This window comes from Streptomyces sp. NPDC057950 (genome assembly GCF_042887295.1).
In the GTDB taxonomy this organism is placed as follows: domain Bacteria; phylum Actinomycetota; class Actinomycetes; order Streptomycetales; family Streptomycetaceae; genus Streptomyces; species Streptomyces kaempferi.
Window position 1 is genome coordinate 123,985 of the sequence record NZ_JBHVPP010000018.1, and the last position, 13,588, is coordinate 137,572.

At 73.5% G+C, this 13,588-nt stretch carries 12 protein-coding genes and 1 riboswitch; of the genes, 6 read left to right on the forward strand and 6 right to left on the reverse strand.

All coding sequences use genetic code 11. The features are described 5' to 3' along the window. Both ACFVTC_RS27870 and ACFVTC_RS27875 read left to right on the forward strand, forming a co-directional pair. Nucleotides 1-1,959 carry an ABC transporter permease gene (locus ACFVTC_RS27870; protein ID WP_390131254.1) on the forward strand — a complete coding sequence of 653 codons (1,959 nt, stop codon included), beginning with the start codon at nucleotides 1-3 and terminating at the stop codon, nucleotides 1,957-1,959. A 1-nt stretch (nucleotide 1,960) separates the two neighbouring features. Continuing rightward, on the forward strand, nucleotides 1,961-2,917 hold the full coding sequence (locus ACFVTC_RS27875; RefSeq protein WP_390131255.1) for an ABC transporter substrate-binding protein: 957 nt from the start codon (nucleotides 1,961-1,963) through the stop codon (nucleotides 2,915-2,917). A gap of 61 nt (nucleotides 2,918-2,978) precedes the next feature. Here the strand turns inward: ACFVTC_RS27875 and ACFVTC_RS27880 are convergent, their stop codons facing one another. Further along, nucleotides 2,979-3,509, reverse strand: a complete 531-nt coding sequence (locus ACFVTC_RS27880) for a carboxymuconolactone decarboxylase family protein (RefSeq protein ID WP_390131256.1) — start codon at nucleotides 3,507-3,509, stop codon at nucleotides 2,979-2,981. Between the two features lie 46 nt (nucleotides 3,510-3,555). Here ACFVTC_RS27880 and ACFVTC_RS27885 point away from each other — a divergent pair, with 46 nt between their 5' ends. Beyond that, nucleotides 3,556-4,971: a PLP-dependent aminotransferase family protein gene (locus tag ACFVTC_RS27885; protein ID WP_390131257.1), complete on the forward strand. Its 1,416-nt coding sequence runs from the start codon at nucleotides 3,556-3,558 to the stop codon at nucleotides 4,969-4,971. A 290-nt stretch (nucleotides 4,972-5,261) separates the two neighbouring features. Here the strand turns inward: ACFVTC_RS27885 and ACFVTC_RS27890 are convergent, their stop codons facing one another. Beyond that, nucleotides 5,262-6,101 (reverse strand): hypothetical protein, encoded by an 840-nt coding sequence (locus ACFVTC_RS27890; RefSeq protein ID WP_390131341.1) that lies wholly within the window; start codon nucleotides 6,099-6,101, stop codon nucleotides 5,262-5,264. Between the two features lie 131 nt (nucleotides 6,102-6,232). Between ACFVTC_RS27890 and ACFVTC_RS27895 the strand changes: the two genes are divergently transcribed. Both ACFVTC_RS27895 and ACFVTC_RS27900 read left to right on the forward strand, forming a co-directional pair. After that, a complete protein-coding gene (locus tag ACFVTC_RS27895) occupies nucleotides 6,233-6,589 on the forward strand; it encodes a hypothetical protein (RefSeq protein WP_390131258.1) in 357 nt (118 codons plus the stop codon). 56 nt (nucleotides 6,590-6,645) lie between these two features. Continuing rightward, the gene (locus tag ACFVTC_RS27900) at nucleotides 6,646-7,830 is read left to right on the forward strand and encodes a glutathionylspermidine synthase family protein (RefSeq protein WP_390131259.1); all 1,185 of its coding nucleotides are present in this window, start codon (nucleotides 6,646-6,648) and stop codon (nucleotides 7,828-7,830) included. A gap of 54 nt (nucleotides 7,831-7,884) precedes the next feature. On the opposite strand, the gene rocD is transcribed toward ACFVTC_RS27900, so the two are convergent. Next, nucleotides 7,885-9,129 carry an ornithine--oxo-acid transaminase gene (gene rocD / locus ACFVTC_RS27905; RefSeq protein WP_390131260.1) on the reverse strand — a complete coding sequence of 415 codons (1,245 nt, stop codon included), beginning with the start codon at nucleotides 9,127-9,129 and terminating at the stop codon, nucleotides 7,885-7,887. An 82-nt stretch (nucleotides 9,130-9,211) separates the two neighbouring features. Next, nucleotides 9,212-9,299, forward strand: a riboswitch (ZMP/ZTP riboswitch). A 31-nt stretch (nucleotides 9,300-9,330) separates the two neighbouring features. On the opposite strand from rocD, the gene ACFVTC_RS27910 reads away from it, so the two are divergent. After that, the gene (locus tag ACFVTC_RS27910; RefSeq protein ID WP_390131261.1) at nucleotides 9,331-10,776 is read left to right on the forward strand and encodes a glycine hydroxymethyltransferase; all 1,446 of its coding nucleotides are present in this window, start codon (nucleotides 9,331-9,333) and stop codon (nucleotides 10,774-10,776) included. Between the two features lie 29 nt (nucleotides 10,777-10,805). Here ACFVTC_RS27910 and ACFVTC_RS27915 read toward each other — a convergent pair whose 3' ends face one another. The 3 genes from ACFVTC_RS27915 to ACFVTC_RS27925 form a co-directional block, all read right to left on the reverse strand. Further along, the gene (locus ACFVTC_RS27915) at nucleotides 10,806-11,408 is read right to left on the reverse strand and encodes a hypothetical protein (RefSeq protein ID WP_390131342.1); all 603 of its coding nucleotides are present in this window, start codon (nucleotides 11,406-11,408) and stop codon (nucleotides 10,806-10,808) included. 607 nt (nucleotides 11,409-12,015) lie between these two features. Continuing rightward, nucleotides 12,016-12,909: a hypothetical protein gene (locus ACFVTC_RS27920; RefSeq protein ID WP_390131262.1), complete on the reverse strand. Its 894-nt coding sequence runs from the start codon at nucleotides 12,907-12,909 to the stop codon at nucleotides 12,016-12,018. Next, nucleotides 12,902-13,471 carry an RNA polymerase sigma factor gene (locus ACFVTC_RS27925; RefSeq protein WP_390131343.1) on the reverse strand — a complete coding sequence of 190 codons (570 nt, stop codon included), beginning with the start codon at nucleotides 13,469-13,471 and terminating at the stop codon, nucleotides 12,902-12,904. The genes ACFVTC_RS27920 and ACFVTC_RS27925 overlap by 8 nt, the downstream gene beginning before the upstream one ends. Nucleotides 13,472-13,588 lie beyond the last annotated feature (117 nt).

A 13,588-nucleotide genomic window follows, 5' to 3' on the forward strand; every position in this document is an offset into this window, starting at 1 on the left:
ATGGCCGTCGTCACCGCGACCGTCGGGCACACCGGCGTCTCCGCCCTGCTCAAGAGCGCCACCCGGCACCGCGCCGTGGCCAAGATCCTGCTGCTCGCCGTAGCCGCGGCCGTCCTCGTCCCGGTCCTCGACTCCCGCTGGGCCAGCGGCACCTGGCCGCACGCGCTCACCGTCGACCTCGCCGGGCCGCTCGGCAGAACCAGCGACTGGATCATCGACAACCGGGACAGTCACCCGCTGTTCCTGTACTTCTTCGGCTACGTCAGCAACGCCGTCGTCCTGTGCGTACGCGCCGTCTATCTGGTGCTGCTCGCGGCGGGCTGGGCCGGCGTCACGGTGGCCGCGGGGCTCGTCGCCTGGCGGGCCGCAGGCATCCGGCTCGCACTCGGAACGACCGCCGCCTTCCTCGCCTGCGGGCTGCTCGGCATGTGGGTGCCCACCCTCCAGACGCTCGCGCTGATGGTCGTCGCCGTTCTCGCGTCCGTCGCCCTCGGTGCGCTGCTCGGCCTCGCCGCCGGGCTCTCCGACCGCACGTATCGCGCGCTGCGCCCGGTCCTCGACACCATGCAGGTGCTCCCGGCCTTCGCCTATCTGCTGCCCGTCGTCCTGGTCTTCGGCATCGGCGTCCCCGCCGCCGTCCTCGCCACCGTCGTGTACGCGGCGCCGCCCATGGCACGACTCACCGCGCTCGGCCTGCGCGACGCCGACACCGGTGTGATGGAGGCCGTCACCTCGCTCGGCGCCACGGCCCGGCAGCGGCTGCTGACCGCCCGCCTCCCGCTGGCCCGCAAGGAACTCCTGCTGGGCCTCAACCAGACGATCATGATGGCGCTGTCGATGGCGGTCATCGCCTCCGTCATCGGCGCGGGCGGCCTCGGCGACCGCGTCTACCAGGCCCTCGCCTCCGTCGACGTGGGCGCCGCGCTCGCCGCCGGCATCCCGATCGTGCTGCTCGCGGTCGTCCTGGACCGGGTGACCGGCGCCGCGGGCGAACGGCTCGGCACCCGCACCGGGGGAACCGCCCTGCTCTGGGCGTACGCCCTCGCCGCGGCCGTCGCCGTGGCGCTCGCCGGACGCCTCACCGGCCGGCTCGACTGGCCCGGCACATGGACCCTGCACATCGCCGAGCCCGTGAACCGCGTCGTCGGCTGGATGACCGACCACCTCTACTCCGGAGTCCCCTACCTCGGCGGCACCGCCGACTGGGCCGGCCACTTCACCACCTGGGTCCTGGACCCCCTCCGGGACGGCCTCCAGTCGCTGCCCTGGTGGTCGGTCCTGCTGATCGTGGCCGCCCTCGCCTGGCTGATCGGCACCTGGCGCACCGCCCTCACCGCGGTCCTCGCGATGGCCGCGATCGGGGTCCTGGGCGTGTGGAAGCCCTCCCTCGACACGCTCTCGCAGGTGCTCGCGGCCGTCGCCGTGACCCTCGTCCTCGGTTTCGCGACCGGCGTGGCGGCGGCGCGCAGCGAGCGTGTCGAGCGGCTGCTGCGGCCCGTCCTCGACGTCTTCCAGACGATGCCGCAGTTCGTGTACCTCATCCCCGTGGTGGCGCTGTTCGGCGTCGGCCGCGCGCCCGCCGTCGCCGCGGCCGTCGTCTACGCCCTGCCCGCCGTCGTCCGCATCACCACCCAGGGTCTGCGCGCCGTCGACCCCGCCGCGCTGGAGGCGGCCCGCTCGCTCGGCGCCACCGGCACCCAGCAACTGCGCCAGGTCCAGCTCCCGCTGGCCCGGCCGGCCCTGCTCCTCGCCGTCAACCAGGGGGTCGTACTGGTCCTCGCCGTCGTGATCATCGGTGGCCTGGTCGGCGGCGGCGCGCTCGGCTACGACGTCGTGTTCGGCCTCGCCCAGGGCGACCTGGCGACCGGCCTGGTGGCCGGAGCGGCGATCGTCTGCCTCGGCCTGATGCTCGACCGGGTGACCCAGCCGACCCGGCGGTCCACGAAGAAGGGCGCGTGACATGCGACTTCGTACGATTCCGGTGACAGCCGGTGTGTCCGCGCTGTTGCTGCTGACCGGCTGCGGCGCGGCCGACATGACCAAGCAGGCGTCGCCCTTCGCGGGCGCCCAGGGCGCCGGGACGGTGACCCTCTCGGTGCAGTCCTGGGTGGGAGCACAGGCCAACGTGGGTGTGGCGCAGTACCTGCTGGAGCACGAGCTCGGCTATCGCGTGGACACCGTGCAGGTCGACGAGGTCCCCGCGTGGGACGCGCTCAGCCAGGGCCGGGTCGACGCCATCCTCGAGGACTGGGGCCACCCCGACCAGGAGAAGCGGTACGTCGAGGACAAGAAGACGATCGTTCCGGGCGGCGGGCTGGGGGTCACCGGGCACATCGGCTGGTACGTGCCCACGTACTTCGCCCGGCAGCACCCGGACGTCACCGACTGGAAGAACCTCGACAAGTACGCCGGACGGCTGCGCACCGCGGAGAGCGGCGGCAAGGGCCAGCTGCTGGACGGCTCCCCGTCGTACGTCACCAACGACAAGGCGCTGGTCGACAACCTGAAGCTGAACTACCAGGTGGTGTTCGCCGGTTCGGAGGCCGCGCAGATCACGCAGATGAAGCAGTTCGCGAAGGAGAAGAAGCCCTTCCTCACGTACTGGTACTCACCCCAGTGGCTCTTCCAGAAGGTCCCGATGACGGAGGTGAGGCTGCCCGCCTACAAGGAGGGCTGCGACGCGGACGCGGCGAAGGTCGCCTGCGCCTATCCGCACACCCCGCTCCAGAAGTACCTCAACACGGACTTCGCGAAGAACGGCGGCAAGGCGGCCTCCTTCTTGAAGAAGTTCAAGTGGACCACCGAGGACCAGAACACGGTCTCCCTGATGATCGCCAACGACAAGCTGTCGGCGCAGGAGGCGGCGAAGAAGTGGGTGGACAGCCACGCGTCGACCTGGCGGGCGTGGCTGTCGTGACCCCGGTCGGCTCAGCCCGGTGACGAGCTGCGCGGCCCGGCCGCCGCCGTCACCACCGCCGTCAGTTGTACTGTCCCGGCGTGTAGTGGCCGGGTACGAGCCGGCAGGTCACCCCGAACCGGTTCCACGCGTTGATGACCGTGATCGAGGCGATCAGCTGCGCCAGCTCGGCCTCCTCGAAGTGCCGGGCGGCGCGCGCGTAGACCTCGTCGGGCACGAAGCCGTCGGTGAGTACGGTGACCGCCTCCGTCAGCTCGATCGCCGCGAGCTCCTTCTCGGTGTAGAAGTGCCGGGACTCGTCCCACGCGCTGAGCTGCACGATCCGCTCGACGCTCTCGCCCGCGGCGAGCGCGTCCTTGGTGTGCATGTCGAGGCAGAACGCGCAGTGGTTGAGCTGTGAGGCACGGATCCGCACCAGCTCGCCCAGCTTCGGGTCCAGCCCCTGCTGGGCCGCCGTGTCGAGCCGGACCATGGCCTTGTAGACGTCGGGGGCCAGCTTGGCCCAGGCCAGCCGGGGGCTGTGCTCGGGGGCGTACCGGTCGGCGGTGCCGGCGTCGGTCGCGGTGTCGGTGGGGGTTTCGTTCATCGTCATGCCTCGACCCTACGAACAAGGCAGCCCAGGAGTATGGTCCATTTCCATGGCGGAATCTTGGGCCACTTTCGGGATCGACCTCCATGTCGAGCCGACCGGACCGGGTGTCCGCAAGGGGCTGACGGACGCCTTGCGGGAGGCGGTCCGCGGCGGCCGGCTGGCCCCCGGCACCCGGCTGCCCTCCTCCCGCTCCCTCGCGGCCGACCTGGGCATCGCCCGCAACACGGTCGCCGACGTGTACACCGACCTGGTGGCGGAGGGCTGGCTCACCGCGCGCCAGGGCTCGGGCACGAGCGTCGCCGGACGTCCGGTGTCCGCGCCGTCGGCCGCCCCGGAACCGCGCCGCGCCCTCTCCCGGCCGGTGTACGACCTGATGCCCGGCAGTCCGGACCTGTCCTTCTTCCCCCGCGCTGCCTGGCTGAGGGCCTCCCGGCGGGCTCTGGCGACGGCTCCGCACGACGCCCTCGGCTACGGCGACCCGCGGGGCCGGGTGGAACTGCGCACCGCCCTGGCCGGTTATCTGGCCCGGGCCCGCGGAGTCCGCGCCGACCCGGAGCGCATCCTGATCTGCGCCGGTTTCGCGCACGGGCTGATGCTGCTCGGCCAGGTGCTGCGCGAACGGGGAGCGCGGGCGCTGGCCGTGGAGCCGTACGGGCTGGACGTGTACTGGGACCTGCTGGAACGGGCCGGTCTGCGGACACTGCCGCTCGGCTTCGACGCACTGGGCACGCGCACGCAGGAGTTGACGGCCGGTGACCTGCCCGGGGCGCGGGCGGTGCTGCTGACCCCCGCGCACCAGTTCCCGATGGGGCTGCCGCTGCACCCCGAACGGCGGGCCGCGGTGGTGGAGTGGGCGCGGCGCGGCGACGGGCTGATCCTGGAGGACGACTACGACGGGGAGTTCCGCTACGACCGCCAGCCGGTCGGCGCGCTCCAGGGACTCGACCCCGACCACGTGGTCTACCTGGGCACGGCGAGCAAGTCCCTGGCCCCGGGCCTGCGGCTGGGCTGGCTGGTGCTGCCGCCGTCGATCGCGCCGGAGACGGTCGCGGCGAAGGGCTGGGCGGACTGGTCCTGCGGGGTGCTGGACCAGCTGACGCTGGCGGAGTTCCTCACCTCGGGCGCGTACGACCGGCATGTCCGCGCGGCCCGCCTGCGCTACCGCCGTCGCCGGGACGCGCTGGTGGCGCAGCTCGCGGACCGGGCCCCCGGGGTCCGGGCGACCGGGATCGCGGCGGGTCTGCACGTGGTGCTGCGACTGCCGCCCGGCACGGAGCGGCCCGCGCTGCGGGCGGCGGCCTGGCACGGGCTCGCCGTCCACGGGCTGGACCGCTACCGCCACCCGGACTCGACGGCCGGGCACACGGACGCGCTCGTGGTGGGGTACGGGACACCACCGGACCACGGGTGGGCCGGGGCGCTGGAGGCACTGTGCGCGACCTTGGCCTCCGCCGGCGGGTAGGCACGGAACCGCCGTCCGGGGCGGAGGGGCTCACAGCCGTGTCGTGTCGTGCCGTGCCGTGTCGTGTCGTGCCGTGCCGTGTCGTGTCGTGTCGAGCCGAGCGGTGTCGTGTTGTGTCGAGCGGTGTCGTGTCGAGCCGTGCCGGTGCCGGTGCCGGTGCCGGGTTCGGGTTCTGGTTCGGCGACGGGCGGCGTCCACGCCACGCCCGGCCGGCTGCCGCTTGAGACAGGCGAAGACGCCGGCCCGGACCTCGCGCGGGGCCCGCCCGGCCCGCTCCCTCGTCGTCACCTTCAGGCCTCCTCCACCGGGGCCTCCCCGAACCGTGCCAGGGCCAGGGCCCCGGCCACCGCCACCAGGAACCCGAGCACCGCCAGCCACTCCAGCCCCTCCCGCGTACGGTCACCCAGCCAGATCACGCCCACCAGGGCCGGCCCGATGGTCTCGCCGATCACCAGGCCCGCGGTCGCCGTCGTCACCGAGCCGCGCTGCAGCGCCGTGGTCAGCAGCAGGAACGCGGCACCTCCCCCGACCAGCAGCGCGTACACCGCCGGATTGCGCACCAGCGTTCCCGGCGCGAGGTCGTCGATCAGCCGCACGGACACCTCGACCACCCCGAACCCGAACCCCGCCCCCAGCCCGAGCACCAGCGCCCGCCCGCGCCCCGACAGCCGCCCGCCCACCAGCCCCAGCAGCAGCACCAGTACCGCGGTCCCCAGCATCACGTACTTCAGCGTCATGGAGCCCGCCCGGTCCCCCTCGGCCCCGGACGCCAGCCCGAGCATCCCGAGCCCCGCGCACACCACCCCGACCGCCGCCCACTCCGACCCGCTGAGCCGCACCCGCAGCAGCCGCGCCGCCACCACGGCGGTCACCGCCAGGCTCGACGCCAGGGCGGCCCCCACCGCGTAGATGGGCAGCGACCGCAGCGCCGCGATCTGGAACACGAAACCGAGTCCGTCGAGCGCCAGCCCCGCGAGATACCGCCACTGCCGAAGTGCCCGCAGCAGCAGCGCCGCGTCCCCACCCGGACCGCCGGCGCCGCCGCCGGTGCCGGCCGCCGTCCGTGCGGCGATCGCCTGCAGCACCGTCGCCGTACCGAAACAGACCGACGCACCAAGCGCGCACATCATTCCAAAGAGCACGAAGTGACTGTAGGGGAAGCCGAATCGGAGGGGGGCACCGCGTACCGGCCGGGACCGGTCTCTACGCTGATCGCCGGCGCTGAGCCGGACGAACTCATCTGGACCACGGGGGACCGAACATGGCGGACACACGACGGCGACTGCGCTCCGGCACGGTCGTGCTCGGCGGCATGGGACTGCTCGCGGCGACCCTCACCGCCTGCTCCTCGGATCCGGACAAGCGCTGTGTCGACCGTGACAGCTACCAGGCGCTCAAGGGCTACAAGGTCGTCGCGGACAAGAACTGCACGTCCACGAAGTCCACCACGCACGGCAGCTGGTACTACGGGGGCGACAAGAAGAGCAGCTGGGTGGACGGCGGCTCGTTCACCAAGCCGGGCAAGGGATCCGGGTCCTCCGGAGGCAGCCACGGCCACGGCGTGGACCGCGGCGGCATCGGCGGCGGCAAGGGCGGGAAGGGCGGCTCCGGCGGCTGAGCGCGCCGACGCCACCGACCCCGTACCGCCCCGCACCCGATCGGACACATCACGCTGTGGAACGCCGTCCCCTCGAACCCCGCGCCGACTGGCAACAGACCGTCGAGCGGCAGGGTCTCGTCTACCCGCTGACCCGCTACCCGGACGACTCCCTGCGCCCCTACTGGGACGAGAGCGCGTACTACGTCTTCTCGCTCCCCGAGGTCGAGGCCCTGGAGGACACCGTCGCGGAACTGCACCGCATGTGCCTCGCGGCGGCCGGGCACATCGTCGAGGCGAACCGCTTCGCCGACCTCGGCATCACCGACCCGAGGGTCGTCCGGGCGGTGACCGAGGCATGGCACCGCCGTGCCGAACTGCCCTCCGTCTACGGCCGCTTCGACCTGCGCTACGACGGTACGGGCCCCGCCCGGCTGCTGGAGTACAACGCCGACACCCCGACCTCGCTCGTCGAGGCCGCGAGCGCCCAGTGGTTCTGGATGGAGGATCGTTTCCCCGGCGCCGACCAGTGGAACTCCCTGCACGAGCGCCTCGTCGCCGCCTGGCGGAAGCAGGCCGCCCTCCTCCCGCCGGGCAGCCCCCTGTACTTCGCGCACTCCGCGGAGGACGAGCTCGGCGAGGACCTGATGACCGTCGCCTATCTCAAGGAGACCGCCGAACAGGCGGGCCTCGACACCGACTGGATATCGGTCGAGGAGATCGGCTGGGACCCGCTGTCCGGCCGCTTCGTCGACAACCGGCTCCGCTTCATCCGCGCCTGCTTCAAGCTGTACCCCTGGGAATGGCTCACCACCGACCGCTTCGCCGGCCATGTCCTGGACACCCTCGACAACGGCGGCGGTACGGGCTCGACGATGTGGATCGAGCCCGCCTGGAAGATGCTCCTCAGCAACAAGGCGCTCCTGGCGATCCTCTGGGAGCTGTACCCGGGCCACCCCAACCTGCTGGCCGCCCATCTCGACGGCCCGCGGGACCTGGCCGCGACCACGGGGTACGTCGCCAAGCCCCTGCTCGGCCGCGAGGGCGCCGGCGTCACCGTCCACGAACCCGGCGCCGACCCCGTCCTGCGGGACGAACCCTGCTGCTACCAGGAGTTGGCCCCGCTGCCCTCCTTCGACGGCAACCACGTCGTGCTCGGCGCCTGGGTGGTGGAGGACGAACCGGCCGGACTCGGTATCCGCGAGTCGGCGGGCCTGATCACCGACGAGTACGCCCGCTTCCTGCCGCACGTGATCGTCTAGGAGCTGCCGCGAGGTCCCCGGCAGGTGCGCCCGCCGGGGAACACGCGGCAGCGCTCAGACACCCAGCACGCCACGCAGCTGGGCCAGCCCCCAGTCCAGGTCGTCCTTGCCGATCACCAGTGGCGGGGCGATCCGGATCGTCGCCCCGTGGGTGTCCTTGACCAGGACGCCCCGGTCCATGAGCTGCTCGGAGACCTCACGGCCCGTCCCGTACGCCGGGGCGATGTCCACTCCCGCCCACAGCCCGCGCCCGCGGACCCCGGTCACCCGGCCCGTGCCGGCCAGCAGCCCCAGCTCCCGGTGCAGATGAGCCCCCAGCTCCGCCGCCCGCCCCTGGTACTCGCCCGTCCGCAGCATCGCGATCACCTCCAGGGCCACCGCGCAGGCCAGTGGATTCCCGCCGAACGTGGACCCGTGCTCGCCGGGCCGGAACACGCCGAGCACCTCACCGCTCGACACCACCGCCGACACCGGCACGACCCCGCCACCGAGCGCCTTGCCCAGCACGTACACGTCCGGCACCACACCCTCGTGCTCGCACGCGAAGGTCTTCCCGGTCCGGCCCAGACCCGACTGGATCTCGTCCGCGACGAACAGCGCGTTCCACTCCCGTGTCAGGGCCCGCACCTCGGTGAGATAGCCGTCCGGGGGCACCACCACCCCCGCCTCGCCCTGGATCGGTTCCAGGAGCACGGCGACCGTCTCCTCGGTGAGCGCCGCCCGCAGCGCGCCCGCGTCCCCGTACGGCACGATGTCGAAGCCGGGCGTGAACGGACCGAAGTCCGCCCGCGCCGCCGGGTCCGTGGAGAAGCCGACGACGGTCGTCGTGCGGCCGTGGAAGTTGTCGGCCGCCACCACGATCCTCGCCCGGCCGTCGGGAACGCCCTTGACGCGGTACCCCCACTTCCGGGCCGTCTTCAGGGCCGTCTCCACCGCCTCGGCGCCCGTGTTCATCGGCAGCACCATCTCCATGCCGCACAGCTCCGCCAGCTCCGCGCAGAAGGCGGCGAACCGGTCGTGGTGGAACGCCCGGGACGTCAGGGTCACCCGCTCCAGCTGCGCCTTGGCCGCGTCGATCAGCCGCCGGTGGCCGTGTCCGAAGTTCAGCGCCGAGTAGCCGGCCAGCAGGTCGAGATAGCGCCGGCCCTCGACGTCCGTCATCCAGGCGCCGTCCGCCGTCGCCACGACGACCGGCAGCGGACGGTAGGTGGGCGCGCCGTGCGCGTCGGCGGCGGCGATGAGCCGTTCGGTGAGGGTCACGGAGTCTCCGTCTCCTGCGGCACCAGGGCTTCCTCCCATCGTCGCTCGCCCGGGGCGCCGGCGGCGAGCGCGCGCCCCCGGCGTCGCGTGGCCCGTGATCCGGCGTGCCCGGTAGGGTGACCGGCGGAGCCGTGACTGGCGCGCTGGGATGGGACCGACCATCGGGGAGCGGCTCCGTGAACCGTGTGCCGTGCGCCTGGGCCGACCCGTGAACGCCGAACGCCACGTCCGGAGGCCGTCATGTCCCAGCCCCTGTCCACCGAGTCCACCGCCTTCCGCAGCGCCCTCGACGTGATCCGGGCCGTGGAGCCCCGGGTCGCGGACGCCATCGGCCAGGAAGTCGCCGACCAGCGCGCCATGCTCAAGCTGATCGCGTCCGAGAACTACGCCTCCCCGGCCACGCTGCTGGCCATGGGCAACTGGTTCAGCGACAAGTACGCCGAGGGCACCGTCGGCCGCCGCTTCTACGCCGGCTGCCGCAACGTCGACACCGTCGAGGCCCTCGCCGCCGAGCACGCCCGCGAACTCTTCGGCGCCGAGCACGCCTACGCGCAGCCGCACTCCGGCATCGACGCCAACCTCGTCGCCTTCTGGGCCGTCCTCGCCGACCGCGTCGAGGCCCCGGCCCTCGCCAAGGCCGGCGTCCGCAACGTCAACGACCTCTCCGAGGCCGACTGGGCCGAACTGCGCCAGGCCTTCGGCAACCAGCGCATGCTCGGCATGTCCCTGGACGCCGGCGGTCACCTCACCCACGGCTTCCGCCCGAACATCTCCGGCAAGATGTTCGACCAGCGCTCCTACGGCACCGACCCCGCCACCGGCCTCATCGACTACGAGGCCCTGCGCGTGTCCGCCCGCGAGTTCAAGCCGATGATCCTCGTCGCCGGATACTCCGCCTACCCCCGCCTGGTGAACTTCCGGATCATGCGGGAGATCGCCGACGAGGTCGGCGCGACGCTGATGGTCGACATGGCGCACTTCGCCGGTCTCGTCGCCGGCAAGGTCCTCACCGGCGACTTCGACCCGGTCCCGCACGCCCAGATCGTCACCACCACCACCCACAAGTCGCTGCGCGGCCCGCGCGGCGGCATGGTCCTGTGCGACGAGTCCCTCGCCGAACAGGTCGACCGCGGCTGCCCGATGGTCCTCGGCGGCCCGCTCCCGCACGTCATGGCGGCCAAGGCCGTCGCGCTCGCCGAGGCCCGCCGCCCCGAGTTCCGCGACTACGCCCAGGCCGTCGTCGACAACGCCCGTGCCCTCGCCGAGGGTCTGATGCGCCGCGGCGCCACCCTCGTCACCGGCGGCACCGACAACCATCTGAACCTGATCGACGTCGCCTCCTCCTACGGCCTCACCGGCCGCCAGGCCGAGTCCGCGCTGCTCGACTCGGGCATCGTCACCAACCGCAACGCCATTCCCGCCGACCCCAACGGCGCCTGGTACACCTCGGGCATCCGCATCGGCACGCCCGCCCTGACCACCCGTGGTCTGGGGACGGCCGAGATGGACGAGATCGCCGGCCTGATCGACCGCGTCCTCACCGTCGCCGAGCCCGGCACCACCGCCAAGGGCAGCCCGTCCAAGGCCCAGCACGTCCTGGACCCGAAGATCTCCGACGAGATCTCGCACCGTGCGACCGATCTGCTGGCCCCCTTCCCGCTGTACCCGGAGATCGACCTCGGCTGACCCTCCCCTGGGGCCGGGCTCAGCCTGTCCTACAGGTCGATCAGCTCCTGTCGTGGTTCCCGCGGCGGTCCGGCGACGTCACGCCGGGCCGCCGCGCGGCGTATCAGAAGGGTGCCGCCCGCGCCGCCCAGCAGGCCCACCGCCAGTCCGGTCACCGCCCACTTCGCGGACACGCCCGGACCGGCGGCCCGCGCCGACGCGGGCACCTCCGGGGTCCCCGGACCGAACGGACCCCCGCGCTCCGCCAGCCGGTCGAACACCGAGCGGGGCGCCCGGTGCCAGCGGATGTCGTCGTCCGCCACGTCCGGCGAGGGATCCGACCGCACCCAGGGAGTGCCGTCCGGCGCCAGGAACACCTGGTCCTCACGCTCGATGGCGACGTCCCCGCCGGGTGCCCGGCTCGTCTGCGGCCAGCCTCCGACGCCCGTCATCCCCCAGATCACGGTGGCGCGCACCGGCGGATAGTCGCCTGCCGCCCATGTGCCGGGCACTCTCTCCGTCCCGGTGAACCGGGGTGCGAGCAGGCGCCAGAGCAGAGCGAAGTCCCGGTCCCCGGAGCGCAGGAGAGTGGTGTGCCCGGTGCCTCCGGCGACGACCAGGGCCATGTCCGGTGTGTCGGCCCGCGCGGCCATCGCGCCGGGAGCCGAGGCCCGAGCCGGCGAGGCGCCGAGCGTGGCCACCAGCGACAGCAGGAGCGGCAGCCACCACCGCGTACGCCCACCCCGCCATCGCGACCACTCCGCCCGCTCGCCCCCGCACCCCGCGCCGTCGTCGCGGCGACGCTCCCTCGTCGGGGCCCCGCATTCCGTCCCGCCGTCCCCCCGGCGCTCCGCCCCCCTGTTCCGTCTGTTCCGTGATCCCGCCCGAGGGGCCGGCCCGCCCGTCCGGCCCCCTCGGCTGCCCGTACGCAGGACCTGCCACCTCATCCGTTCCCCCCGACCCTCGTAGGCCCGAACCGCCCCCTCATCCCTTCCCCGGCCCCGAGCCGATTCGCCCGCCCGGCCGCCGCTCCTGGTACTTCACCCACCGTCCTCGCCCGCCGGGGTGTCTCCTGCCGCCCGAGCCCCGAGCCCCGAGCCCCGAGCCCCGAGCCCCGAGCCCCGAGCCCCGAGCCCCGCATCCGGCCGCCGCGGCCGGCCTCACAGGCCCCCCGCGGCAGCGGGGCCGCCGCGGCCCCGCACGCCGTGTGTCACTTCTGGTACACCGCTCGACCCGCCGGGGTTCCCACTCCCGGCCCGCCTACTTCCGCCGTTCCAGCGACCGCGCGATCTCCACCGCGCGGGCCTTCGACGCCACGCCCTCCAGACGGAGGGTCACCTCGCCCCCGCGCGTCCAGAGCAGCGTGGGCCCCGCGGTCCGCTCCGAGCGGGTGAAGCGGTCGCCGGACGTGCCGATCAGCCAGAAGCTGAGCAGATGCGGCCGGGGGAACCACAACGCCGGATCACCGAAGCCCGCGTCCGCGCCTCCGCTCCCGTCCGCGCCCAGCGACACCCACTCCGGCGGCTCCCGCACCGTCTTCGCGAAGCCGATGTCGAGGCCGGCCGGATACTCGTCCAGCCGGATCGTGCGTCCGTGCTCGCGCCAGCACAGGGTCGTCAGGAACCGCACCTTCGGCTCCCGAGTCACCGTCACCGCGTCCGGCACCCCGAGGGCGCCGGGCACGAGCGGCGCGAACCCCGCCTGCCGGCCCGCCTCGGCCAGGGTGAGCGACGGGCCGCAGCCCGGCACCTCGGCCCCGGGTGAGGGCACCGCCGACGGGTCGTACCGCACCTCGACCCCGCCGAAGCCGAACCAGTCGACGACCGCGGCGCGTACCGGAGGTGTGAGCACGAGCACCGTCAGCAGGCCGCACAGGCCCGCGGCCAGCACCCGCCCCCTCATCCGCACCCACCGACCCACCGCGCGCACGCGCTCACCGGGCCCCGGCCGGACGGCCACCGGGACCGGGATCCGCTCGGCGAGTATCCGCTCCAGCACCCGCTCGGCCATCGACTCGTCCCCGGCCCAGCCCGGCCCGTCGAGCGATCGCCCGAGCGCGCGCAACTCCGCCGCGAGCCGCGGGGCGCCCTCGCGGGCGGCTCGCTCCCGCTCACCGGGGGGCACCGAGCCCTGGTCCCCGTACGGCTCAGTCATGCGCGTCACCCCCTTCCCGGGGCTCGCCCGGCGTGAGGCCCGGCAGCAGTCGGCCGAGCTTGCGCAGGGCGCGGTTCAAGCGCGACTTCACGGTGCCCCGGGGCCAGCCCAGCGCCTGGGCCGTCTCCGGCTCGTCCATCTCCAGGAGATAGCGGTACGTCACGACGAGCCGGTGCTCCTCGCTCAGCTGATCGAGGGCCGCCAGCAGGGCCGCCCGGCGCTCCGCCCCCAGCACGGCGGCCGCCGGGTCCACCGATTCCGGTATCAGCGGGTCCGCTTCGGCGAACGCCGCCTCGCGGCCGGCCAGGGTCCGCTGCCGCGCCGCCGTGCGCACTGTGTTCCTCGTCTCATTGGCGACGATCGAGAGCAGCCACGGCTTGAACGCCGCGCCGTCCCGGAATCGCCCCAGCGCGCAGTACGCCTTGAGGAAGGCCTGTTGCACCACGTCCTCCGCGTCCGCACCCGCCCCGAGCGCGCGGGCCGCCCTGATCGCGATGCCCGTGTGGGCGCGGACCAGCTCCGCGTACGCCTCCGGCTCCCCGGCGCGTACGCGTGCGATCACCACGGCCTCGTCGACGACGATGCGGCCCCCCTCCCGCGTCCTCACACTCTTGCTACACCGCCGAAGGCCGATCGGTTCCCATCCGTGCCACGTCTGTTTCGCGCCAGTTCCGGACCG